The 23,346-nt window shown below is 43.1% G+C and carries 22 protein-coding genes; 14 read left to right on the top strand and 8 right to left on the bottom strand.

What is annotated here, in order from left to right:
• The first annotated feature begins 133 nt into the window (after nucleotides 1-133).
• On the top strand, nucleotides 134-3,340 hold the full coding sequence (locus tag IQ274_RS11170) for a glycoside hydrolase family 15 protein (protein WP_194142291.1): 3,207 nt from the start codon (nucleotides 134-136) through the stop codon (nucleotides 3,338-3,340).
• Nucleotides 3,341-3,380: 40 nt separating this feature from the next.
• Complete coding sequence (locus tag IQ274_RS11165; protein ID WP_194142290.1) at nucleotides 3,381-3,758, top strand: GxxExxY protein; 378 nt, start codon at nucleotides 3,381-3,383, stop codon at nucleotides 3,756-3,758.
• 97 nt (nucleotides 3,759-3,855) lie between these two features.
• On the opposite strand, the gene IQ274_RS11160 is transcribed toward IQ274_RS11165, so the two are convergent.
• Nucleotides 3,856-4,170 carry a YkvA family protein gene (locus tag IQ274_RS11160; protein WP_163937504.1) on the bottom strand — a complete coding sequence of 105 codons (315 nt, stop codon included), beginning with the start codon at nucleotides 4,168-4,170 and terminating at the stop codon, nucleotides 3,856-3,858.
• A gap of 365 nt (nucleotides 4,171-4,535) precedes the next feature.
• Here IQ274_RS11160 and IQ274_RS11155 point away from each other — a divergent pair, with 365 nt between their 5' ends.
• The 3 genes from IQ274_RS11155 (at nucleotide 4,536) to IQ274_RS11145 (ending at nucleotide 6,673) form a co-directional block, all read left to right on the top strand.
• Complete coding sequence (locus tag IQ274_RS11155; RefSeq protein WP_194142289.1) at nucleotides 4,536-5,264, top strand: MotA/TolQ/ExbB proton channel family protein; 729 nt, start codon at nucleotides 4,536-4,538, stop codon at nucleotides 5,262-5,264.
• Between the two features lie 40 nt (nucleotides 5,265-5,304).
• Nucleotides 5,305-5,985, top strand: coding sequence for an ExbD/TolR family protein (locus IQ274_RS11150; RefSeq protein ID WP_163937510.1), 681 nt, complete (start codon nucleotides 5,305-5,307; stop codon nucleotides 5,983-5,985).
• A gap of 325 nt (nucleotides 5,986-6,310) precedes the next feature.
• The gene (locus IQ274_RS11145) at nucleotides 6,311-6,673 is read left to right on the top strand and encodes a phage holin family protein (RefSeq protein WP_012411457.1); all 363 of its coding nucleotides are present in this window, start codon (nucleotides 6,311-6,313) and stop codon (nucleotides 6,671-6,673) included.
• A 65-nt stretch (nucleotides 6,674-6,738) separates the two neighbouring features.
• Here the strand turns inward: IQ274_RS11145 and psb29 are convergent, their stop codons facing one another.
• Complete coding sequence (psb29, locus tag IQ274_RS11140; RefSeq protein WP_163933359.1) at nucleotides 6,739-7,446, bottom strand: photosystem II biogenesis protein Psp29; 708 nt, start codon at nucleotides 7,444-7,446, stop codon at nucleotides 6,739-6,741.
• Nucleotides 7,447-7,650: 204 nt separating this feature from the next.
• Here psb29 and IQ274_RS11135 point away from each other — a divergent pair, with 204 nt between their 5' ends.
• Nucleotides 7,651-8,256, top strand: a complete 606-nt coding sequence (locus tag IQ274_RS11135; protein WP_194142288.1) for a chromophore lyase CpcT/CpeT — start codon at nucleotides 7,651-7,653, stop codon at nucleotides 8,254-8,256.
• Nucleotides 8,257-8,311: 55 nt separating this feature from the next.
• Here IQ274_RS11135 and IQ274_RS11130 read toward each other — a convergent pair whose 3' ends face one another.
• On the bottom strand, nucleotides 8,312-8,680 hold the full coding sequence (locus IQ274_RS11130; RefSeq protein WP_163933353.1) for an STAS domain-containing protein: 369 nt from the start codon (nucleotides 8,678-8,680) through the stop codon (nucleotides 8,312-8,314).
• 262 nt (nucleotides 8,681-8,942) lie between these two features.
• Nucleotides 8,943-9,986, bottom strand: a complete 1,044-nt coding sequence (hemF, locus tag IQ274_RS11125; RefSeq protein ID WP_194142287.1) for an oxygen-dependent coproporphyrinogen oxidase — start codon at nucleotides 9,984-9,986, stop codon at nucleotides 8,943-8,945.
• 308 nt (nucleotides 9,987-10,294) lie between these two features.
• On the opposite strand from hemF, the gene IQ274_RS11120 reads away from it, so the two are divergent.
• The 8 genes from IQ274_RS11120 to IQ274_RS11085 all read left to right on the top strand — a co-directional run bounded on the left by IQ274_RS11120 (nucleotide 10,295) and on the right by IQ274_RS11085 (nucleotide 19,895).
• Complete coding sequence (locus IQ274_RS11120; RefSeq protein WP_163933347.1) at nucleotides 10,295-10,819, top strand: SRPBCC family protein; 525 nt, start codon at nucleotides 10,295-10,297, stop codon at nucleotides 10,817-10,819.
• 206 nt (nucleotides 10,820-11,025) lie between these two features.
• The gene (locus IQ274_RS11115) at nucleotides 11,026-12,096 is read left to right on the top strand and encodes an Mrp/NBP35 family ATP-binding protein (RefSeq protein ID WP_194142286.1); all 1,071 of its coding nucleotides are present in this window, start codon (nucleotides 11,026-11,028) and stop codon (nucleotides 12,094-12,096) included.
• Between the two features lie 185 nt (nucleotides 12,097-12,281).
• A complete protein-coding gene (rodA, locus tag IQ274_RS11110; RefSeq protein ID WP_163933340.1) occupies nucleotides 12,282-13,595 on the top strand; it encodes a rod shape-determining protein RodA in 1,314 nt (437 codons plus the stop codon).
• 87 nt (nucleotides 13,596-13,682) lie between these two features.
• Nucleotides 13,683-13,880 carry an NAD(P)H dehydrogenase subunit NdhS gene (locus IQ274_RS11105; RefSeq protein ID WP_012411449.1) on the top strand — a complete coding sequence of 66 codons (198 nt, stop codon included), beginning with the start codon at nucleotides 13,683-13,685 and terminating at the stop codon, nucleotides 13,878-13,880.
• 164 nt (nucleotides 13,881-14,044) lie between these two features.
• Nucleotides 14,045-14,701: an HAS-barrel domain-containing protein gene (locus IQ274_RS11100; RefSeq protein WP_194142285.1), complete on the top strand. Its 657-nt coding sequence runs from the start codon at nucleotides 14,045-14,047 to the stop codon at nucleotides 14,699-14,701.
• Between the two features lie 142 nt (nucleotides 14,702-14,843).
• Nucleotides 14,844-16,982 (top strand): cation:proton antiporter, encoded by a 2,139-nt coding sequence (locus tag IQ274_RS11095; protein ID WP_194142338.1) that lies wholly within the window; start codon nucleotides 14,844-14,846, stop codon nucleotides 16,980-16,982.
• Nucleotides 16,983-17,403: 421 nt separating this feature from the next.
• Nucleotides 17,404-18,354 carry a UDP-glucuronic acid decarboxylase family protein gene (locus IQ274_RS11090; RefSeq protein WP_163933337.1) on the top strand — a complete coding sequence of 317 codons (951 nt, stop codon included), beginning with the start codon at nucleotides 17,404-17,406 and terminating at the stop codon, nucleotides 18,352-18,354.
• A 149-nt stretch (nucleotides 18,355-18,503) separates the two neighbouring features.
• Entirely contained in the window at nucleotides 18,504-19,895 is a 1,392-nt protein-coding gene (locus IQ274_RS11085; RefSeq protein WP_163933336.1) for a UDP-glucose dehydrogenase family protein, read from the top strand.
• A 333-nt stretch (nucleotides 19,896-20,228) separates the two neighbouring features.
• On the opposite strand, the gene IQ274_RS11080 is transcribed toward IQ274_RS11085, so the two are convergent.
• The 4 genes from IQ274_RS11080 to IQ274_RS11065 all read right to left on the bottom strand — a co-directional run bounded on the left by IQ274_RS11080 (nucleotide 20,229) and on the right by IQ274_RS11065 (nucleotide 23,278).
• Complete coding sequence (locus IQ274_RS11080; RefSeq protein ID WP_194142284.1) at nucleotides 20,229-21,023, bottom strand: DUF2993 domain-containing protein; 795 nt, start codon at nucleotides 21,021-21,023, stop codon at nucleotides 20,229-20,231.
• A gap of 283 nt (nucleotides 21,024-21,306) precedes the next feature.
• On the bottom strand, nucleotides 21,307-21,732 hold the full coding sequence (locus tag IQ274_RS11075) for a type II toxin-antitoxin system VapC family toxin (RefSeq protein WP_194142283.1): 426 nt from the start codon (nucleotides 21,730-21,732) through the stop codon (nucleotides 21,307-21,309).
• Complete coding sequence (locus IQ274_RS11070) at nucleotides 21,719-21,979, bottom strand: CopG family transcriptional regulator (RefSeq protein ID WP_194142282.1); 261 nt, start codon at nucleotides 21,977-21,979, stop codon at nucleotides 21,719-21,721. The genes IQ274_RS11075 and IQ274_RS11070 overlap by 14 nt, the downstream gene beginning before the upstream one ends.
• 48 nt (nucleotides 21,980-22,027) lie before the next feature.
• The gene (locus IQ274_RS11065) at nucleotides 22,028-23,278 is read right to left on the bottom strand and encodes a competence/damage-inducible protein A (RefSeq protein ID WP_194142281.1); all 1,251 of its coding nucleotides are present in this window, start codon (nucleotides 23,276-23,278) and stop codon (nucleotides 22,028-22,030) included.
• Between the last annotated feature and the right edge of the window lie 68 nt (nucleotides 23,279-23,346).

Here is a 23,346-nt window from a genome sequence, read left to right as displayed (position 1 = left end):
TCTACTAACACGAGATAATAATAAACTCACACCACCCTTAGCTGTTGTCCCATCGCCGATTACAAAACTTGTTCTGGCTTGGTTTAGTTCACAGCCACAGGGTCGAATTTTGCAAGTAGTTCTGAACCAAATCATGAAAACATCTACCGAATTGCTAGCTCGTCTGGACTATTACTACCAGCAAATCAAGACAATTATCCTGGCTCGGCAGAATCCGATTACTGGTTTACTACCTGCGAGTACAGCGATTACAGCCCACGGCGATTATACAGATGCCTGGGTGCGAGACAATGTTTATAGTATTTTGGCAGTTTGGGGTTTAGGACTTGCATACCGCAAGATTGACGACGATAAGGGACGCACTTATGAACTAGAACACAGTGTCATCAAACTGATGCGCGGGTTGTTGTTTGCGATGATGCGACAGGCTCATAAAGTAGAGACATTTAAACATACTCAATCGCTATTAGATGGACTGCACGCCAAATACAATACCGCGACCGGTGACATTGTTGTTGGTGATGATGAATGGGGACATTTGCAACTTGATGCCACATCTATATTTTTGCTGATGTTGGCGCAAATGACGGCTGCGGGATTGCCAATAATTTATACAATTGATGAAGTGAATTTCGTCCAAAATTTGGTTTACTACATTGGACGAGCTTACCGCACACCAGATTATGGCATTTGGGAACGTGGTAATAAAATTAATCGGGGTAGTGCTGAGTTAAATGCCAGTTCTGTAGGCATGGCAAAAGCTGCTTTAGAAGCTATTAACGGACTGGATTTGTTTGGTGTGCATGGGAGTCAAGCATCGGTGATTCATGTGCTGCCAGATGAAATTGCCCGCGCCCGAATTACTTTAGAATCTTTATTGCCGAGGGAATCTGGTTCCAAAGAAATTGATGCGGCGCTATTAAGTATTATCAGTTATCCTGCCTTTGCAGTGGAAGACTCGCAGTTACGCGATCGCACTTTAAACGATATTATCAATAAACTCGCAGGTAAATACGGCTGCAAACGCTTTTTGCGTGATGGACACCAGACGGTTTTAGAAGATAATCAGCGCTTGCACTACGAACCGTGGGAACTCAAGCAATTTGAGCATATTGAATGTGAATGGCCGTTATTTTTCACTTATTTAGTTTTAGATGGATTATTTTGCGGTGAGCAAGAACAAGTTAAAAAATATCAAGAACTTTTAGAATCATTACTTATAGAACAAGATGGTTTGCGTTTACTGCCAGAACTATATTATGTCCCAGCCGAAAACATAGAAGCAGAAAAGTTAGCACCCCAAATGCAACCACGTTTACCCAATGAAAATATCCCTTTGGTGTGGGCGCAGAGTTTATATTTTCTTAGTCAAATGTTGAGTGAAGGGTTACTAGCAGTTGGTGATATCGACCCTTTGGGAAGACATTTGTGCGTGGGAAAACAGCGCGAATCATTGGTACAAATTGCCTTGCTAGCAGAAGATGAAGATTTACAGAAAAAACTAGAAGTTCATGGCATTGAAACACAAACACCTACTCAAGTAGAACCGATTCAGGTGAGAAAAGCTGGAGAATTCTCAGCTATTTATACCCAAATTGGCCGTAATGACAAACTTGGTTTAACTGGGCGGCCAGTACGACGGCTGCGGAGTTTAACAACATCTAGAATCTTTCGGATTCGTGGGGAAACAATTGTATTTTTGCCTTCATTCTCCGACTCTCAACAGTTTTACTTAACCCTTGATTACCATTTTCTACTAGATCAAATTAGAAGCGAACTAGCTTATATTCAAAAATACTGGAGCGATTTAGGTCGTCCTACCTTGACTTTAATGTTGACGCACACCATGTTAGAAGCAGGTTCGAAAGCATTACTAGAACTGATGCAAGAACTAAAAGATGGTGTTTGTAACGGTGTGCGAGTGAAATTAGGGCGGCTAAATCAGCTAATTTTAACAGCCGGAATCCAAAGAATTGATTTTCTCCCCAATGCAGAATTCTCGCGATCGCCAGTGAGAAATGCTGGCCCACGTTGCTATTATTTGGCTTATCATCCTGAGAAAAACTGGCGCTTAGGGCATACTCAAGAATTTCAGATGGAGTATGAAACTAACTTTGCATTATTACTTTCTTATTTACGCTCATCAGAGAATATTTACGAGCAAATTGAGTTATTGCAAACCTTAACTCGCTTGCAAGGTATGAACTTTGATACGGGGTATGGCGGCCCAGGATATCCTGTCACCGTAGCCGATTTACTTGATGAAGTGTATACCAAAGCTGGAGATTTAGGTATTTGGGCTGTGGTACGTCGGGCTGCGGGGTTACGCCAAATGGTTGATATCAGCCTATCAGATGCAGTCACGAGTATTTTGGTGCGAGGTAAGCAAATTTCTGTGGGTAAAGCTTACAGTGAAGCGTCCTTGATTAGCGTACCCATGTCTCACGATGAAATTGCCGATAAAATTAATCATTTTTGTCGTGAAGATATCCGCGATCGCGTCCTCACTCAAGAGATTTTAATCTATGTTGGTATCTTAATTCGCTCAGAACCCCAATTATTTCAGGGACTGCTGACGCTGAGAGTCGGCTATCTCATCCTGTTAATAACCAGTGAACTAGCGCGAGAATTGCATGTCACTCAAGATGAAGCTTACGATCGCCTAATGCAACTTTCACCCTTTGAAGTGAAAATGCGCTTGCGTCAGGTATTAACTGGATATACTGGCATGAGTAACCTGTTGCGTCAGCAAGAATCACTGCACGTCAAGCAAAAAGAAAGTGATATTGCTTGGGTGGTGTTACCAGGAATCGCCGAAGGGATAGAAGTTCCGCCAGGTGGTTGGCGACGGTTTCGCCAAGCCGAAGGTGCGACGGGGCGCGTACCAAAAGACTTTTTCAAGCAGGTTTGGCTATTAATGCAACATTGCAAGGGTCTAGTAATTGGGGATAAACTAGAGCGCCGCAATCGTTTAGATAGTGAGATAATGTTATCCGAGATGACAGCAGGGGAAAGAAATTTTGCTCTCTTGGTTGAGCATTTGCTGAATAAAATCGAAGCTCCAGAATACCGCCAAGTTAATATTGAAGCATTAATCGAATTAGGAGCGATCGCAGCTAATAATCCCAAGCTGCAAATCGAAGAATATATTGTGTTAGATGTGTTGATTGGACACGCAGTGCGATTGGCGTGGCTAGAAAATCATAGTCAACGCAGCGATCGCTATGATGAGGATAAGGCAAGTGCGTGGCGATCGTTTTACAATACTTCTCCTAGAGATTGCGCTAGTTATATTTTGAAGGCGTTTAGGTTCTTGACGGAATTTGTGAAGGATTTTTAAACGCAGAGGGGCGCAAAGGAAACGCAGAGGAGCGCAGAGGATGAGAGAGAATGATTTGAGTGGGGTGAATATTGGTTGTGCGATGAGGGTTCATACTGCTTTGGGACCTGGTTTGTTGGAGTCGGCTTATGAGGAGTGCTTGGATTATGAGTTGAAGAAGTCCGGGTTGAGTGTTGGCAAGCAAATTCCATTGCCTTTGGTTTACCAAGAAGTGAAATTGGATTGCGTTTATCGATTAGATTTGATGGTCGAAAACCAAGTAATTGTAGAGATTAAATCTGTAGAATCCTTCCACCCGATTCACTCAGTTCAACTCCTAACCTATCTCAAACTCGCAAACTGCAAACTAGTACTACTCCTCAACTTCAACGTCCTCCACCTCAAAGAAGGCATCAAACGCGTAGCCAACAACCTCTAACTCCCCCTCCGCGAACCTTTGCGCTTCCCTCCGCGCCCCTTTGCGTTAAAAAAAAATATCCCCCACCTCCATTCCAAAAGCAGGGGTTTTATTAAATCTACTTAACCGAAACAGCATCAACATCAATTGTGCTTGCAGTAGACGTAGAACCCTCTGTGTTATTAGGTACTTCAGCACCCACCTCACCCTTACGAGCCTTCCATCCCTCAATTACTAGCCCAGACACCTCAGAAACTAGCAGAGTCAAAAGGAAAACATCATCAATTTGCCCCACAACGGGTATAAAATCTGGGAGAACATCAAATGGGCTGACCAAATAGACCAACGTTCCTAAAATTACCCACCAACGGTACTTGGGGTTACGAAGCACATCGCGATACCAGGTGTAAAGTGATTGGATTGAAAATTTCATATTTTGAACCTCCAGTTATCTTTAATTTTGACAAATAATCCTAAAAATTCCCGGTGCGAATAACCGCCCTAGTTAGTCGGGAAGACGCTACTCGTAATCTGTCATCAAAAACCTATTTTGTAATTATCCATAAGAGTTTAATACCGCAAGGGTTTGACAAATTAGACAGTGATTGTATTAATTCGGGATTATGGCAACCCAGCAGCAAGTTTGTCCACTAGTCTAAGTCCAATACCCCATGCTTACACTATCTTTTTAGCTTTTCGAGAAATTTATATTTTGGAAGTCCCTCATTTTGCATTAATCTCTAGAATTAAAATGCCTTAGCACATTTGCTCTAATCATGGAGGGAGGAAACTTAAACAGTGGATATTTTAGATTTATTTTATAAGGGCGGGCCAGCGATGTGGCCTTTACTTGTCCTGTCGATTCTATCTTTGAGTGTGATTTTTGAGCGTCTGTGGTTCTGGTTGCGAATTTTGACTCAGGAAAAGCAAATAGTTGATCGCATTCTGGATGCTGCCCAAGATAATTGGCAAGCAGCTGCTGACATTGCCAAACAAGCAAGCCATCAACCTGTCGGGCGTTTTCTTTATGCCCCCTTACGTTTTCAAAAAACTGATGTGGAAACCTTTCGACTAGCACTTGAGGCTACAGCAGAAGATGAATTGGCTGGAATGCGGCGGGGCGAAAAGCTTTTAGAAGCTGTGATTGCCCTCGCGCCCCTGCTGGGATTATTGGGTACTGTTTTAGGTCTAATTCACTCTCTGCGCTCAATTCGGATTGGCGATTTGGGAACTGAATCTACCGCCGGGGTGACTACTGGTATTGGTGAATCCTTAATTAGTACGGCAACTGGGTTAATAGTTGCCATTATTAGCTTGGTATTTTATCGCCTATTTCAAAGTTTTGTAGTTAACCAAGTCAAAGTTTTTCGGAAGGCAGGGAATGAGATGGAATTACTCTACCGCCAGTCCCCCCCTGATTTTAGTAATATTACATCACCAATTGTCCGGGAAAATTTCACTCCACCTCGCAAGCCAGGAAAGACTAGGTTGCCTGAACCTCCTGAACCCCCGAATTTACCTAATTAGTCAATAAGTTAACCCCCAAGCAGGCGATTAAATTGAGAAAATGAAAGTTAATCTACATACCCCAATTGAAGAAGTCCAAATTCAAATCATCCCTTTAATTGATGTCGTTTTTTGTATCCTGACGTTTTTTTTGTTAGCGGCTTTACAATTTACACGGCAACAGGCAATAAATGTTGATTTGCCCAAAGCCAGCCCTAGTACAGTATCTGCAATAACATCACAGAGTGGAAGTCTCATTGTAACTATCGATGCCGTTGGCAATACTTACATAGAAAAACAGCCTGTAAAACGCGACGATTTAGGAGCCAAGTTAAAACAGTATCTTCAAGGAAACCCCAGTGCTGTTGTGGTGCTAAATGCTTCGCGGACAGCAACTTATAATGATGTGATTGAGACATTGGATTTGCTACGGCAAGTAGGAGGCGATCGCGTTTCTTTAGGAATTATTCCTGGCCCATCTCAACCACCCACAAACTCACTCAATCAGCCGAATATCCCCTCTTTCCCAGTCAATCCTGGTATAGCACCAGTTCCAGGCATCAATCCCGAAGGGAATATTACCCCTAAATTTCCCTTAGCACCTAATTCCGTACCCTTACCTGGTGTAAGTCAGCCTCCAACCGGGCAAGGCATCAGTCCTATCAATCCTGGTATTTCCAACCCACCAGCATCCCAAGCCCCTGTAGCACCCAAACAAACGCAACCACCTCTTAAAAGATGAACTAGGGAGTATGAGGGATTGGGCAGAAGAGGGAGAGGGGCAGGGGGCAGGGGGACAAGGGGACAAGGGGGAATTATTGAACAAGTCTCTCTCTCCTGTCTCCCCCCCCTCTTCCTTGTCTCTTCTTTATACCCCTGCTCCCTGTTCCCCTGCCCCTCTGCTCCCCTGAAGCTTTTTCTCAATCCTAAAGATATCTAAAACAAAATTCAGTTAGCAATGAAATTTCTGCTAACTTACAAATAATTGGTTGAGCTTTAAAGATTTTTCCACCGATAAACTGAAGGAATTTATAACCAATTGCCATTCACGTTTCAGGGGTTGTGGCATGAATATCGTTACGCTTTTAATTGTTTGGGTAGTAACAGCTATCAGCCTGTTGATAATTAGTAAATTACCTTTAGGAGTTGAAATTGATACTCCTGGTAAAGCTTTTCTTTCGGCCGCAGTGCTTGGTATCGTGACGGCAATAGTCAGACCGATTTTAAGCCTCGTTTTTGCAGTTCCCAATTTACTTACGTTGGATTTACTATCCGGCATTTTCACATTTATGATTGCCGTAGTTTGCTTTAGTATTGCTGCTTGGTTAGTAGAGGGCTTCCGCTTACGTTACGGTATTTGGAGTGCTGTTATTGGAGCATTTACGCTGACTATAATTAACAGCTTAATCTACAAATTATTGGGTGTTTAAAATCAATAGTGATGAGCTAGAAGTTAGGATTTAGTTGTTAATAACTCCTAACTCCTAACTCCTAACTATTCGTTGGAACTTGGGGGAGCAACGGGAGTCGTTGATTGCTGTTTACGTTGTTCGCGTTTTTTGCGATCAGCTGAGAGCATATCTGCCATTACTACCAGCGCTTGCGCCATCTTATCTAGGTTAGAACGGTATAATTCCAAATCCTTGTTGAGTTTGTCATCAGATACGTGCAAGCCAGCTGCGATCGCTTTTAGCGCCTCAGTTAGTTGCTTTTCATCTTTGACTAATTCCGGATCTGACTGTTCTAATAACGAAAATAAACCAATTGCGAACAAACGGTTGTATTTAAAGTTAGGATTGTTGGCGATCGCTTGCAGTTGTGCTTGCAAGTCAGTATCTCTATCTAAGTAAGTAGTTTGGGCTAGCCACCCAATTAAATCTTTAACAGGCAAACCTTTAGCTACAGCTTGCAATCTTTGGGCATCGTGTCGATAGCGTTGTGGATCTGTTTCTATAGCCTGACATAAGGCGTTAAAAATTGATTCTTGATCCCGTTCTGGTTGATAGCCTTCCATGAAGCGGTCAAAAGTTGTGACGACACCCAAGGCATAAATTGGATTGTAGCTAAAATCGATATTTACTGACAGCAGATGCATTTCTACCATCAATTCTTCTACTACCCGACGATAAATAGTGTTAATCGGACGGGTGTGAAGATTGTAAAAAGTTCGTTTTGTATCAGAGACAGTACGGACGTTATTCACAAAGAAAATGTTAAGGGCGACGTATCTTTATTTTCTCGCTTAAAGGCTACTTTGCCAAGTTGAGCTTTTGACTTGTGACGGTTTCATTTACAATATAAACAAATCAAAAGTATTTTATAAGCTAGTAGCCACAGGGGATTAAGACCTTTTCCTCTAAAAAACTAGCCAGAAATATTTCTCCTTAATGATTTGTTTATTGAATTTATGAACTTCTCGCCACAGTTAATTGCTTTAGGTGAGTACCTAGCTGGTGAATTTGATAATCGGGAACAAGCTATAGAAGAACCAGTTTGGTATGTCCATCTCCGAATGTGGCAAAGACCAGTGAATTTGTTCACAGAAGATAGCATCACCTTGTTTGCCGAACAAGCTAGCGTGATTAACCTAGATAAACCTTACCGTCAGCGAATTATGCGGTTGCGTCAGGGTAGCAACTCTGACACATCTTTGGAAGTACAATACTATATACCTCAAGATCCAGATGCATTAAGAGGCGCAGGCAATAACCCTGCTCTACTGAACACACTGACACCCGAACAATTAGATTTACTACCAGGTTGTATCCTAACAGTTACTCACGAAGCATTAGCTGGCGCTCGCTATAAGTTTACCGCCACACCACAACCAGAGACTCGTTGCAGCTTTACTTATCTTGGTAATAGCATCTATGTTTCCTTGGGGTTTGAAACCACTGCGGCAGAATTTCACAGCTACGACAAAGGAATTGATCCAGAAACTGGAAAAGCAACTTGGGGAGCGATTATGGGCCCTTATCGCTACACCAAGCGGAATCAGTATTCAATAAGATAAACCTATCATTCATGAATTACGAGTTATGAAGTTTCTATTAACTCCTAACTCTTTTTTAGCTAGCCATACTACGAGGTACACCTTCCAAAGCTTCATCTTCTGTTTCAAAGATTTCAAAGACAGTATCCATCATTGTCACTTCAAACACGAGTTTGGCTTCTGGATGTACATTGCAGATGCGGAAACTGCCCTTGACTTTATCAGCATCACGCATTCCAGCTACCAAAGACGTGAGACCAGAACTATCAATAAAATTCACCTGAGCCAGATTTACAACTACATGGCGGCTGAGTTTGGAAATACACTCTTGTAATTTCAGGCGAAATTGCCAAGCAGTGGTAATGTCTAGGCGACCTGCTGGTGTTAGGACAATAACGGTGTTTCCGTCTTGGGTTGTATAAGTTTTTTGGTCTATATGAATCACTAAAGCCCTCCCCGTGGCATTCCTCTTAAGATTAGGTAGTTACAGAATTGTCTAACGCTGTCACTTGAGATTAACAAGCTATAGCTAAAATTGTCACCTTTTTCTGCTAAGTGCTTAACTTTAGTAGTTTAACTCACTAAATCAGTACTGAGTAGCAATTTTAAACGAGGAGTGGCTGAGACTAGGAAAATGAGGGAGATAGGGAAAAACTCCTAACTCCTAACTCAGCACAGGCTAAATGCTCCGCTATCCATGTACAGCACTATTGAGGTGGTGTCCAGTTGATCCAATCTTGAGGCTTAAGGAAGATTTCATACAACTCGGCTTCGGGTGTATTGGGTTCCGGTTGATAGCCGTATTCCCAGCGCACTAAAGGTGGTAGGGACATAAGAATTGATTCGGTGCGTCCGTTAGTTTGCAGACCAAAAATAGTACCTCGGTCATAAACCAAGTTAAATTCTACATACCGTCCGCGGCGATAGAGTTGAAAATTCCGTTGGCGATCGCCATATTCCATCCCATGTCGCCGTTCTACAATAGGTACGTAGGCTGGTAAAAATGCTCTGCCACAGTCTTGCACAAAAGCAAACAAATCTTCCCAATTGCGGGTTGCTGGTGTTCCCACCTGGTTGCTATAAATAGCTGCTTCCCCATTGGGATTTGGCCCGCGATATAAAGCACCTTGACCATCTTGGTAATCAAAAAATAGACCACCTACCCCTCGTGTCTCATCACGATGCTTGAGGTAAAAATATTCATCACACCACTTCTTAAATACTGGGTAATACTCCGGGTGGTGTTTGTCACAGGACTGTTTTAACGTTTTGTGTAAATGTGCCGCATCTTCAGCAAACGGGTAATAAGGTGTCAAGTCAAGACCACCACCAAACCACCACACTGGCCCCGCTTCAAAGTAGCGATAATTTAGATGAACTGTGGGCACGTAAGGATTGTGAGGATGCAACACCATTGAAGTACCCGTGGCATAAAAGCCATGTCCTGCGGCTTCAGGGCGTTGGGTTAAAATTGAGGCTGGCAAATGAGAACCCCAAACTTCAGAAAAGTTTACACCTGCTTGTTCAAATATTGCACCTTCTCGCAGCACGCGCGATCGCCCTCCACCCCCTTCAGGGCGTTCCCAACTATCTTCATTAAACTTAGCCACACCATCTAGTTTTGCCAATGATTCAGTAATTTCGTCTTGCAGTTGTTTCATAAACTGACTGACTCTAATCTGAGCGTCAGGTGCTGGCAAAGACTTGGATGATTCTGCTGCTACAGTTGGTGTTTGCGAGTTGGTCAACATAGATTCCCGAACCTAAATTACAATTTCCAGAAAGCCACAAATTTCTTAATTTTAAAAATTTGGGGGAAACACGCGCCAACAATCAAGCTCTATTTGCCCAACCCGCTTTTTTCTTACTGGTTAAGCATTTATACGATTGATGGCCATCACTAGAGTTATTTTCCCTCAAATGCGTATAGGCTTGTATATTGACTGAGTTTTATTTTGTTAATTTTAACTATTTCGCTCATTTGGTACTTCAGGAACTGAGCGTAGTTGCACACAATACCAGAGTTACCAGAAAGTGTCTAGGGAGGAGGATTAGGAAAATGCAAGATTGGTTATCCAAATTCATCCACCGCAAACGTCGTCGGTTTTGCGCTTCTCTGGTGCGGACATATCGAGAGATAAGCTCTGCTTCTGTAGATGAACTGTGGCAAAAAGTTGCTGACTTAACAGATGTTTCCTGGCATCCACTACTTAAGAGTACTAATGTACCCTACGGTTTAGTACCCAAACCAGGATTGATTTTTCATGCTGTAACACGCTTTTCACCAATTCCCATCCGTATTTTTGTGGAGCGTGTCAATCACAGAGAGATGCTGAGTATCCGAGTGCTGGCAATTCCAGGAATAGAAGAACGGGTGACTTATCAAGTAGAGTCAACGGTTTGTGGCACTTGTTTATCTTATTCTGTAACCCTACGGGGTTGGTTATCGCCCCTGATTTGGTCTTTATCCCGTCCTTATGTAGACCGCGTAGCCCGGTCTTTAGTAGAAGCAGCAGAAAAGACGGCATTGCCAACGGTATCTGGGAAGAAGAAATCTCTTGACGACAGTTGTTTTGATTTTTAGGTAAAGGGGAGCGCTCCCTGCTCCTCTGCCTTTTGTACCCAATGCCCAAAGAAAGTTAAGATTCTATTAGGTAATAATGCCATTTGCTAAGTTTTATTACGGCATTGACAGTGAAAACACTAAGCTGACCTTACTTAAGAAAACATCGAGTTAATAGCAAGATGTTCGCCACAAGTGTATTTATTCATTTTGAATTTTGAATTTTTATGTACGATGTCCTCGATTCTCGCTCTGTCCTAGAAATTTTGCGTCCAGTGGAAGACCCAGAACTCCGCAAAAGTCTGGTGGAACTGAATATGATTCGCAACGTCAAAATTGACGGTGGCAAGGTTAGTTTCACTTTAGTGTTAACCACTCCTGCCTGTCCTTTACGTGAATTTATCGTCGAAGACTGTCAGAAAGCTGTCAAAAAGCTATCGGGTGTTACAGATGTCAGCATAGAAGTAACCGCAGAAACACCCCAACAAAAAAGTTTGCCTGATCGCACTGGTATTTCTGGTGTAAAAAATATTATTGCTGTTTCCAGTGGCAAAGGTGGTGTTGGTAAAAGTACGGTGGCGGTGAATGTAGCAGTGGCTCTAGCTCAAACTGGGGCAAAAGTTGGCTTGTTAGACGCTGATATTTACGGCCCCAACGATCCCACTATGTTGGGTCTAGCTGATGCTCAAATTGTGGTGCGTTCCACTGAAACAGGTGATATTTTGGAACCTGCTTTTAATCACGGTGTCAAATTAGTTTCAATGGGCTTTTTGATTGACCGAGATCAACCAGTCATTTGGCGGGGGCCGATGCTCAATGGCGTAATTCGCCAGTTTCTCTATCAAGTGCAATGGGGAGAACTGGATTATTTGATTGTAGATATGCCACCGGGAACCGGAGATGCTCAGTTAACTTTAACTCAAGCAGTGCCAATGGCCGGGGCGGTAATTGTCACAACACCGCAAACTGTAGCCCTATTAGATTCTCGCAAGGGATTGCGGATGTTCCAGCAGATGAATGTCCCGGTATTGGGGATCGTGGAAAATATGAGCTATTTTATCCCCCCCGATCAACCAGATAAACACTATGACATCTTTGGTTCTGGTGGAGGCTCCAAAACCGCCGCCGAATTGGGAGTGCCACTGCTGGGGTGCGTACCGCTAGAGATTTCCACACGAGTTGGTGGTGACAGTGGTGTGCCCATAGTTATTGGCGATCCAGATTCAGCTTCGGCAAAAGCATTAACTGCGATCGCTCTTACAATTGCTGGTAAAGTATCAGTTGCTGCGTTGACATAATTAATTTTAATTTCTATCTGCTTCCTGGGCTATGTCCTGGGAATACTAAAGATCGGGTATTGGAAAGAAGCAAAGGAGCAGAGGGCAGGGGACAGGGGGAAAGAGGTAATGTTATTCTCCTTAATTCCCAATTCCCAATTCCCAATCCCCAATTCCCAACAATTAAAAAAGTCTAAATTGGCACAATGTTATTAAAACGATCGCTCCCCAAAATTCGCTGGAAGTCTTGGGTTAAGCCCTGGCAACATGTAGATTGGCTACTATTTTGTTTGCCAGTTGCTGTCAGTATCTTTGGTGGCATCATGATCCTCAGTACGGAACTGAAGCAGCCAGTAACTGACTGGTGGTGGCACTGGATGGTAGCGGGTATCGGTGTGCTTATAGCCCTATTTCTATCTCGCATCCGCTACGAACTCTTAATGCAGTGGCACTGGGTAACATACTCACTAACGAATTTCAGCTTAATCGCGGTGATGATTGCTGGTACTAGCGCTAAAGGGGCACAGAGGTGGATTAGTATCGCTGGCTTTAACGTGCAACCCTCAGAATTTGCCAAAGTCGGCATGATCATTACCTTAGCAGCTTTGCTACACAGGCGTACTGCTTCTAGCCTTGAAGGTGTTTTCCGAGTTCTGGCAATTACCGCCATACCTTGGGGATTAGTATTTTTGCAACCAGATTTAGCAACATCATTGGTATTTGGTGCGATCGTCTTAGGAATGCTTTATTGGGCAAATGCTAACCCAGGCTGGTTAATTCTGCTGATTTCTCCTGTGGTTGCGGCCATTTTGTTTAGTATATCTTGGCCTTTATCAGAGCCGATAATTTTATTCAAAGAACTATCTTTTGGCCCATTGGGAATAGTTTGGTCATTTGCGATGGCTATTTTGGGCTGGCAAACTCTCCCTTGGCGTAGATTTGGTTGCAGTGCGATCGGTGCGTGGACTCTCAATATACTGGGTGGCGAATTAGGAGTCTTCGCTTGGAACCATATTCTAAAACCATATCAAAAAGCTCGGCTAACTGTATTCATGGACCCCGATCACGATCCACTCGGTGCTGGGTATCACTTAATCCAATCTCGTATTGCCATTGGTGCTGGTGAAATTTGGGGATGGGGTCTGTTCAAGGGGCCAATGACGCAACTGAATTTTGTACCCGAACAGCATACAGACTTTATTTTCTCCGCAGTCGGAGAAGAATTCGGTTTTGTTGGTTGTTTGTTAGTGCTGTTTGTCTTCTGCTTAATTTGCCTCCGTCTGCTGCATGTTGCCCAAACCGCCAAAGATAACTTTGGTTCCTTGTTGGCTATTGGCGTTTTATCTATGATCGTGTTTCAGTTGATTGTGAACGTTGGCATGACTGTAGGTTTAGCACCTGTGGCAGGAATACCTTTACCTTGGATGAGTTATGGGCGTTCTGCTATGCTGACCAACTTCATTTCCTTGGGAATAGTAGAATCGGTAGCAAATTTTCGCCAAAGGCAGAAGTATTATTAATTCGTCATTAGTCATTTGTCAGAACCAACGACAAATGACTAATAACAAGTATTAAGCTATTAAAAGGAAACAAGCGAGGCTAAAAACATGATTCTGCCTGGAGCAACTGTTCGCGTCAAGAATCCCGCAGATACCTATTATCGCTACGAAGGACTCGTGCAACGACTGACCGATGGCAAAGTAGCCGTATTATTTGAAGGTGGTAACTGGGATAAATTAGTTACCTTTCGCCTAAGCGAATTGGAACTCGTAGAAACCATAGCCGGACGGAAAAAAGCCAAATAAGATTAGTCTTTAGTCATTTGTTCTTTGTCCTTTGGCAAAAACTAATGACTAATGACCCTTACGGGTGACGCTCGTTCCTCGCTAACGCTGCGCTAACGCCAGTCACTCATGGGGGAAACCCCCAAGATCGTGCTGGCTCACCAATGACTAATGACTAAATTACTATGCGCCTCCCCCTACCACAGTTTGCTACTGGCGATCGCCATCCCAACCACATTGCGGAGGTGATTGAAACTACTAGTACTGAATTTCTAGCTCAGTGTTTGGAACCAGAAGATTTGAGCTTTCCCTCCATGCCACCCTTTGGTAGTTGGGTTTGCTCTGTGGATGAAGAATCTGGGAATCAAGTTTATGCTGTGGTATATTATGCCACTACTATGCCTATAGATTCAGTACACCGGGCTAGGGCTTTGGGGTTGTCACTGCAAGACTTACGCGAGGAACAACCCCAGATATTTGCCATGTTGAGAACAGAATTTAGAGCTGCGATCGTGGGATTTGAACAATCTTCCCAGAATCGAGGTTATAACCAAAGAATATATCAGTATCTACCACCCCGTCCCCCGCAAATTCATCAAGCTGTTTATCGGTGTGAACCAGAAGCGATCGTTAAATTTACTGAAGAACTAGATTTTTTGCGGACATTGCTTTGTATTAATGGTGCGCCAGTCGAGTCCTTGACCGCAGCCGCCATTCGAGATGTATACCAATTACGCAAAGCTGACCGAGAATGGCTAATTAAAGCTGGACGTAACCTAAGCGTGCTACTTAAAGACGACTACGATCGCTTGCGGTTTATTTTAAGTCAAATCCATCCGTAGGTAGTTAGTTCTTAGACAATTACCTAGTTAGTGTAAGTTAATATTTTTAATTTTTCGTCAGGTGGCTTACCCATTTTATATCCATCAGGCGATCGCCCCCAGGTAATCGCAGTTTTACCATAGCCCCTTCAATTCCTACATGATGGAACTCATATCACAAGTTCTTGTTCTGGAACCAACTTCCCAAGTTCTTGGCAAAGAACCAATTGTTCCCTTTGCTATTTTGCTAGTGGTTATCTTAGTTATCCCCCTCATGTTTGAGCGGCTAAGATTACCAGGATTAGTGGGTTTGGTTTTTTCAGGGCTAGTACTTGGGCCTTCAGGCTGGAATTTATTTCAGTCTGACTCACCGATGATTAACCTGCTATCAGAGATTGGGTTAATTTATTTACTGTTTGTCGCCGGGCTAGAAGTTGATCTTGAAAAGTTCCGTCGCCAAAAAAGTCGTGCCTTTGGCTTTGCTAGCTTGACTTTCATTGTCCCCCTGATAATGGGAACCTTAGTAGGGCTGATTTTAGGTTATGGCTGGAATACTTCAATTTTAATTGGCTCTTTATTCACTTCCTATACTCTTTTGGCATATCCCATAATCAGCCGTTTGGGAGTAGTAAACAATAAAGCTGTTACTGTCACCATTGGAGCTAAGATTTTTACAGATATTGGGGCAGTGCTGATCTTAGGCGTTTGCGTAAGCATCACTCATGCTGGAGCATTCAGCTTTGCTAAACTACTCACCTTGTCGGGTTGGTTAATTATTTACTCTGTTGCCGTTGTTACAGGCTTTGATTGGGCAGGTAAGGAATTTTTCAAGCGGTCTGGAGATGATGAAGGAAACAAGTTTTTGTTTGTATTACTTTCCGTATTTCTGGCGGCTGTAGGCGCTCAATTGATTGGGGTAGAAAAAATAGTTGGTGCTTTTTTAGCAGGTTTGGCGGTGAATGAAGCTGTGGGTGAAGGCCCTGTCAAAGAAAAGGTAGTATTTATTGGCAGTGTGTTGTTTATTCCCATTTTCTTTGTTGACCTTGGCTTACTGATCAATCTATCCACCTTTGTGAACAACGTGGATACGCTCAAGTTAACGCTGTTGATGATAGTCGGATTGATTGCCAGTAAATTGATTGCAGCTTTGTTGGCAAAACTGCTTTACCGCTACAAGTGGCAAGAAACGTTAACCATCTGGTCGCTATCACTTCCTCAGGTTGGTACAACCTTAGCAGCTACGTTAGTGGGATATCAGGCTGGGTTGCTGCCACTAGGAGTATTACACAGTGTCATTGTCTTAATGGTGGTAACTTCAACTTTGGGGCCGTTGATAACCAGTCGAATAGCTGTTGGTTTGAATTCCTTACCAGAGGAAGATCCGGCACCACCTCTACCTGACCAGAATGCACTAGAGAAAGATAGCGCTTTTACGATAGTCGTACCTGTCTATAATCCTCATACCGAACAGCATTTAATTGAAATGGCAGCGTTATTAGCGCGTCAGTCCCAGGGGAAAATTATACCACTGGCGATCGCAACTGCTGCGGCTCAGATGGATGCACCACAGTTAGAAGCTTCTCTACAACGCAGTGAGCAGTTATTGACCAAAGCGACGACACACAGTCGATTATTGGGCGTAGTCGCAGAACCAATGCTGCGAATTGATGATGCCTTTGCTCAAGGAATTAGCCGAGCCGCCCGCGAACAAAAGGCTAATTTAATCGTGATGGGTTGGGGTAAACGGACTGGGTTACGAGCGCGTTTATTTGGGAATGTGATTGATGGTGTGCTTTGGGCATCCCATTGTCCAGTAGCAGTAACACGTCTAGTAGAATCACCGAAAAAAATTCAGCGTATCTTAGTACCAGTAGAAAACTTAACAGCACCTATATTACAGCCTGTACAATTTGCCCAGATGCTGGCAGAGGCAAATCAGAGCCACATTACTGTGCTAAATGTGTGCGATCGCCGCACGAGTTCCAGTAAAATTGCTTGGAGGCGATCGCACCTCTCCCTAATGGTATCTAATTTAGCTTTGGCTAATGCTCCAGAAGTTCAAATTATCGCTCATGAAAATGTTGCCCAAGCAATTTTGCAGGCAGCACGATTATATGATTTAGTTGTTTTACCTTTTATACGCAATCGTACCAGTCCTGGAGGGTTAGCCATTAGCGATGTTACAACCCAGTTAGCCAGACAACTAACCTGCTCCATTGTCATGCTTGGAGAACCGCAGCGCACCCAAACCACAAACGCAGTTATGTCTAACACGGTTACTAGTATTACATCTGCTGTATAATATCAAGCAGATTTTAGTCTATCTGAGTGAACTGGGGCTGCGATCTGTATTCAAAAAAAGCTTTGCAACAAAAGAATTGACTGTAAGAATATATAGATATTCCTACGGTCAATTCTTGACTGCTTTGCATCCAACTGAGAACAGCAATAACCGTAAAAACATTTTATATTATTGAAGATTTGATGAACTTTAAGTGGAAGACTAACAATATTGAGACTAAGTTTGTTATTTTGCTAGTTAAATTGTTAAAAAAGCAGGTAAAAACATCACAAGACTATAACCATAGCAAAATAAGTAAGTTCAATAACACTTTTTGATTAAGCCTTGTTCTTTTTTGAGTTCTGTATTTTTGTCCCCAAGCTGGGTAATCTAAAAGTAAGTGCAATAGGTACTGAAAATATTTGTAAGTAACTGGGAAACTATGAGAATTTTGGTGACGGGCGGTGCTGGGTTCATTGGTTCCCATCTTATCGACCGATTAATGACCGATGGGCATGAATTAATATGCTTGGATAACTTTTACACTGGCCATAAACGTAACATTCTTAAATGGTTAGGTCATCCGTATTTTGAAATGATCCGCCACGATATTACCGAACCAATTCGGTTAGAAGTGGATCAAATTTACCATTTAGCTTGCCCTGCTTCACCAGTACATTACCAGTACAACCCAGTTAAAACCGTTAAGACTAACGTCATGGGAACCCTGAATATGTTGGGGCTGGCTAAACGTGTGAAAGCTAGATTTTTCTTGGCTTCAACTAGTGAAGTATACGGAGATCCAGAAGTTCATCCCCAAACTGAAGAGTATCGGGGTAGCGTCAATCCCATTGGGATACGTTCATGCTACGACGAAGGTAAAAGAATTGCTGAAACTTTAGCATTTGATTACTACAGACAAAATAAAGTTGATATTCGAGTTGTGCGGATATTTAACACCTACGGCCCGAGAATGTTAGAAAACGATGGTCGGGTAGTAAGTAATTTTATAGTTCAAGCCTTGCGGGGTAATCCTTTAACCGTGTACGGGGATGGTTCGCAAACTCGTAGTTTCTGCTATGTTTCCGACTTGGTAGAAGGATTCATCCGCCTGATGAATAGCGACTATATTGGCCCAATGAATTTGGGGAATCCTGGTGAGTACACGATTTTACAGTTGGCACAAGCTGTGCAGAACATGATCAATCCAGATGCACAGATTAAATTCGAGCCATTACCTTCGGACGATCCCCGCCGTCGCCAGCCCGATATTACCAAGGCAAAGAATTGGTTAAATTGGGAACCTACCATTCCTCTGCAAGAGGGGTTAAAACTGACAATAGAAGATTTCCGCGATCGCATTCAAGGCGATGTCAATAATTCAACCAACTAAGTAGCGCCTAGCGTTGCTCTGAATTTTTATGCAGGCTCACCCACAGGGTAGCTGGTATGCTTAGTTACTGAGTTTTCTAACTGTGTGTTAAGTGTCATATTGATAACTTCTTTTTGAAGACTACACCAAAAAAATTAGGGAGTTAAAGAATGCGTGTTTGCGTGATTGGTACTGGCTACGTTGGTTTAGTTACAGGTGCTTGCTTGGCTCATATTGGGCATGATGTAATTTGCGTAGACAACAACGAAGAAAAAGTTAAGTTAATGAAGTCTGGACAGTCCCCAATTTTTGAGCCGGGACTCTCAGAAATTATGCAGTCTGCCATTCAAACACAGAAGATTCATTTTACAAGCGATCTTGCTGCTGGAGTTTCCCACGGTGAAATTCTGTTTATTGCTGTGGGAACACCACCTTTGCCCACTGGTGAAAGTGATACTCGTTACGTTGAAGCTGTAGCCCGTGGGATTGGCGAAAATCTCAACGGTGGTTATAAGGTGATAGTGAATAAGTCTACAGTCCCCATTGGCTCAGGTGACTGGGTGCGGATGCTTGTTCTAGATGGTGTTGCAGAGCGGCAGAAAACACTGATACCCGCAGGTGGAGTGCCGAGTGATGATAAATTACCTGAATTTGTAGCCGAGTTTGATGTAGTAAGCAATCCAGAGTTTTTGCGCGAAGGTTCGGCTGTTCACGACACTTTCAACCCCGATCGCATTGTACTAGGAGGCAATAGTCAAAGAGCAGTAGCATTAATGCAACAACTGTATGCCCCGATCGTGGAACGCAAGTACGCTGAGGATCAATCTTTACCCCCAGTGCCAATTCTGGCAACAGACCTGAGTTCGGCGGAGATGATTAAATACGCCGCTAATGCTTTTTTAGCCACTAAGATTAGTTTTATTAACGAAGTTGCTAATATTTGCGATCGCGTCGGTGCTGATGTCACCCAAGTAGCCAAAGGTATTGGTTTAGATTCCCGTATTGGTAACAAGTTTTTACAAGCTGGTATCGGTTGGGGTGGTTCCTGCTTTCCCAAAGATGTCTCGGCTCTAATTCATACTGCTGATGACTATGGTTATGAAGCCCAGTTACTAAAATCTGCCGTTAGTGTTAACGAACGCCAACGCTTGATTGCTCTGGAGAAACTCCAACAAGTTCTGAAAATTCTCAAAGGCAAAACAGTTGGACTACTCGGACTGACCTTCAAGCCAGATACCGACGACTTGCGCGATGCTCCAGCCCTTATTTTAATTGAGCAGTTAAACAGACTAGGAGCCAAAGTTAAAGCTTACGATCCAATTATTTCCCAAACAGGTATGCGTCATGGCCTTTCTGGGGTGCTAGTAGAAACCGATGCCGAAAGATTAGCTGACGGCTGCGATGCTTTAGTACTCGTAACCGAATGGCAGCAGTTCAGCACTCTCGACTATGTGAAGATGGCAAAATTGATGGCCCACCCCGTTATCATCGATGGTCGTAACTTCCTTGACCCTGAAACACTGATACGCGCTGGATTCCAATATGTAGGCGTGGGAAGGTAGAGAGTTAGGAAGTTAGGGCAATACGGTTGGTTAAAGTTTTAATCTTTTGAAGATCCCCCCCAACCCCCCTTTTTAAGGGGGGCAAAAAGCTCTCAAAGTCCCCCTTAAAAAGGGGTCGCCGCAGGCGGGGGGATCTTAACCAAACCGTATTGGGAGTTAGGGGTAATAAGTAAAAATGAATAACAACCTATAATCAATTACTCCGAAATCCCTTAAAAACCTAAAGATTTAAACTACCGCCTAGAATAATCTAGGCGGTATTTAATTTGTTTAAAGTTTTGCACAAAGTTGCTCAGAAAGACTTTACTTTGATTTTTTGCGTGTTAATTCATACTAGCTGCTACTTGGTATACGTTCAATTTCAGCATATCCACTGAAAATAAGTTTTTGACCTTCAGTTTCTAATCGGTTGAGCCGCATTTTCACTCCATCGAGGTCAAAACGATCCAAATCAACCATATTATCTAAAATTTCTACCAGCGCTACGCTCAAGGTTTGCGAGATTTCTCGTTGTGCTTCTGGCACTTGATCAAGTTGAATTTTCGGATCTTTGAAAGAAACTCGCCGCCGCCTTTCAATACCTATAGTTAGGATCATGCTCAGGGGTACAAGTTCGCCATTGTTTAAATCTGCTTTTGCTACAACCTGCAACCGATTTTCAGGTAATAGCTGTACCTGAACTTCCGTAAAGGAAACGGGTTCACCGCCAGATAATGCCGTCAGAGAGGGTACGGAGAGGTTAAGCAGACGCTTTTTCACCAGTTCCGCACTAAAGGCTTGGTTAATGCCTGCTTCTGATAGAATTACTTGAGCGATCGCTTGAGTGGGTTGCTTAAGACTAAGTTTGCCACTTAAAACCGAGCCGAAGTCAATAGCCACCGCATCGGTTTCAAAAGACATCTCTTCTACCGCGAAATCTCTCCGAATCACTAAGCCACGACCGCTCATTTTGAAGCTATCAATGCTGCCTTGCAAGAGCTTGCTGGAGGGGTAGCAGCGCACAAAGACTTCTACTGACTCGCTTTGGGTAAACAGGTGGCGAATCGTTTGGCTGGCGACCGTGTTGAGCATCCGCTCACCCCAATCAGTGCCTTTAGGATCTTGTAAACCAGTAAGTCCGCCGAACATGTGGTTTTGGGTCTCTAGAAGTTCTTTGTACTTTTGTAACAAATCGTGAAGAATACAGCAAGCGATCCCGTGATTAATTGTGCTGATGGGTAGGAGTTGGATAACTGATGATTAGAAGTTTACTGTGTCAAATGTTACTTTTTATCTAGTGAGTGGGAATCATTGAACTAAGTTATTGCAAAGATTCTCACCAATACTAAATATGATACAGCTAAATATTCTAGAACTTGCCAAGCAGGGTGATACAAATGCGATTAACACTCTGGTAAGTCAGTGGTTAAATTTACCCAGAATTACCCCAAAAACTAGTTTCAAACGGATACTGATTTTTCCAACGGTAAGCATTAAAATCTCTGAAATCTATAGACAAAATTCTTCCATGTCCCAGATGTTCTGCCAAAACTACTAACGAAGCATCGGCCAGATCCATTGGTAAGTTCGCATATTTTTCCATCAGTTCACAAATGCGTTTACCATGATGGGGTTGCAAATCAAAAACCGTAAAGGCCCCTAAAAATAAGTTATTAATGAAACTTACTTGGGCGTGGTTTCCCATCTTTGTTAGCAATAGATAGCAAGTCTCTGTAACGACAGCCCAAGTCGTAATCAGAGGTTCGTTGACATTGGCAAGTACTGTTATTGCTTGAGTGTGGTACGAGTCATTGCGATTTGCCAATGCTAACCAAAAGCCAGTATCAACGATAATCATACTTAGCTTTCAAGCCATCTCTCAAAATTGATTTGTAATTTACGGATAGATCCAAATGTGTCTCACCGCAACCAATAAAGCCTGTTTGGGTGAGCATTGAGAAAGGATTCTTTTGCTCCTGCTGAAGCTGCTGGTAGTACAATTCGAGAGCAGATTTAATTACATCTGTTACTGCCTGATTAGTCTGCTGTTGAATGAAGGCTAGTTTGTCAGCATACTCGTCATCTAATCGCGCATTAATTCGCATGGTTAGGTTTGTTTGTCATACATTTGTATGACAAAGATAACATACCTTCTACCTCGTCAACAACTTCCGCCGCAGATTATCTAACGCTGCATTCGCACTGACATGACGAATTAGAGCGCGGCCTCTCACTGTACCAAACTGATATTCAAAACTTGCTACTTCATCCTTTGGCCCAGCTAAACCAACGTAAACTAAACCCACTGGCTTTGTATCTGTCCCTCCAGTTGGGCCAGCAATACCAGTAATACTCAATCCCCAAGTTGTTGCAAGGTGAGTTTTGACTCCAATTGCCATTTGCTCTGCAACAGTTGCACTTACTGCCCCAAATTTATCTAAATCTTCCTGGTTAACCCCCAGCAGCTTAACCTTCACCGAATTGTCATAAGAAATTACTCCACCCCAAAAGTAATCAGAACTTCCAGAAATTTCGGTCAACATTTGCCCTAAACCGCCACCAGTGCAAGATTCTGCCACTGAAAGCGTTTCTTTTGATGCCCGCAATAACTCTCCGACAACGGAAGCAAGAGTATCATTATTAACGCCGTAAAAATCTAGTCCGGCAATTTCTTTAAGTTGTTTCTCAATGGGCGCAATTAGTTCTTCTGCGGCGGCTTCAGAAGTGGCTTTAGCAGAAACTCGCAATCTTACTTCCCCCTTACCTGCGTAAGGCGCTACTGTGGGATTTGGCAACTTCAAATAGGAAGAAACCTTTTCCGCCAAAGCAGATTCACCAATACCCCAAAACTTTAAACTGCGGCTGTAAATAATTTCTTTACCCCAACCTTGACTTTTGAGAAATGGGACGGCTGTTTCTTCCCACATTGGGTACATTTCACTGGGAACACCGGGAAAGGTAAAAATCGTGATTTCAGGACGGGGTTGCCAAATGATACCGGGTGCTGTTCCTGTGGGGTTGGGGAGAATTTCTGCACCTTGGGGAATCAAAGCCTGTTTGCGGTTACTTGGTGACATAACCCGACCTCGTTGGGCGAATTTCTGGGTTATGTCTTCGATGATTTCTGGGTTTTCTACCAAAGGGGTTTTAAAAAAATCGGCGATGGTTTCGCAGGTGAGATCATCTGGTGTGGGGCCAAGTCCACCAGTGAAAATGAGAATTTGCGCTCTGGAAATAGCAATTTCTATAACTTGCTTCAACCGTTCTGGATTATCCCCAACTACTGTTTGATAGTAGTGGGGAATTCCTAGCTGCGCTAATTGTTGCGCCAAATATTGAGCATTGCCGTTGAGGATATCTCCTAGCAGCAATTCAGTACCAACACAAATAATTTCTGCACTCATTGGAATTGGGAATTGGGAATGGGGAATGGGGAATTGGGAATGGGGAATGGGGAATTGGGAATTGGGGA

The sequence above is a fragment of the Nostoc sp. LEGE 12447 genome (assembly GCF_015206985.1).
Classification (GTDB): Bacteria; Cyanobacteriota; Cyanobacteriia; order Cyanobacteriales; family Nostocaceae; genus Nostoc.
This window is presented reverse-complemented; position numbering and strand designations above follow the sequence as displayed.

Bases quoted from the DNA above. Each gene is read 5' to 3' on its own strand.
- IQ274_RS11170 (WP_194142291.1), top strand. From the start codon at position 134: ATGAAAACATCTACCGAATTGCTAGCTCGTCTGGACTATTACTACCAG.
- IQ274_RS11165 (WP_194142290.1), top strand. From the start codon at position 3,381: ATGAGAGAGAATGATTTGAGTGGGGTGAATATTGGTTGTGCGATGAGG.
- IQ274_RS11160 (WP_163937504.1), bottom strand. From the start codon at position 4,170: ATGAAATTTTCAATCCAATCACTTTACACCTGGTATCGCGATGTGCTT.
- IQ274_RS11150 (WP_163937510.1), top strand. From the start codon at position 5,305: ATGAAAGTTAATCTACATACCCCAATTGAAGAAGTCCAAATTCAAATC.
- IQ274_RS11145 (WP_012411457.1), top strand. From the start codon at position 6,311: ATGAATATCGTTACGCTTTTAATTGTTTGGGTAGTAACAGCTATCAGC.
- IQ274_RS11135 (WP_194142288.1), top strand. From the start codon at position 7,651: ATGAACTTCTCGCCACAGTTAATTGCTTTAGGTGAGTACCTAGCTGGT.
- hemF (WP_194142287.1), bottom strand. From the start codon at position 9,986: ATGTTGACCAACTCGCAAACACCAACTGTAGCAGCAGAATCATCCAAG.
- IQ274_RS11120 (WP_163933347.1), top strand. From the start codon at position 10,295: ATGCAAGATTGGTTATCCAAATTCATCCACCGCAAACGTCGTCGGTTT.
- IQ274_RS11115 (WP_194142286.1), top strand. From the start codon at position 11,026: ATGTACGATGTCCTCGATTCTCGCTCTGTCCTAGAAATTTTGCGTCCA.
- rodA (WP_163933340.1), top strand. From the start codon at position 12,282: ATGTTATTAAAACGATCGCTCCCCAAAATTCGCTGGAAGTCTTGGGTT.
- IQ274_RS11105 (WP_012411449.1), top strand. From the start codon at position 13,683: ATGATTCTGCCTGGAGCAACTGTTCGCGTCAAGAATCCCGCAGATACC.
- IQ274_RS11100 (WP_194142285.1), top strand. From the start codon at position 14,045: ATGCGCCTCCCCCTACCACAGTTTGCTACTGGCGATCGCCATCCCAAC.
- IQ274_RS11095 (WP_194142338.1), top strand. From the start codon at position 14,844: ATGGAACTCATATCACAAGTTCTTGTTCTGGAACCAACTTCCCAAGTT.
- IQ274_RS11090 (WP_163933337.1), top strand. From the start codon at position 17,404: ATGAGAATTTTGGTGACGGGCGGTGCTGGGTTCATTGGTTCCCATCTT.
- IQ274_RS11085 (WP_163933336.1), top strand. From the start codon at position 18,504: ATGCGTGTTTGCGTGATTGGTACTGGCTACGTTGGTTTAGTTACAGGT.
- IQ274_RS11080 (WP_194142284.1), bottom strand. From the start codon at position 21,023: ATGTTCGGCGGACTTACTGGTTTACAAGATCCTAAAGGCACTGATTGG.
- IQ274_RS11075 (WP_194142283.1), bottom strand. From the start codon at position 21,732: ATGATTATCGTTGATACTGGCTTTTGGTTAGCATTGGCAAATCGCAAT.
- IQ274_RS11070 (WP_194142282.1), bottom strand. From the start codon at position 21,979: ATGCGAATTAATGCGCGATTAGATGACGAGTATGCTGACAAACTAGCC.
- IQ274_RS11065 (WP_194142281.1), bottom strand. From the start codon at position 23,278: ATGAGTGCAGAAATTATTTGTGTTGGTACTGAATTGCTGCTAGGAGAT.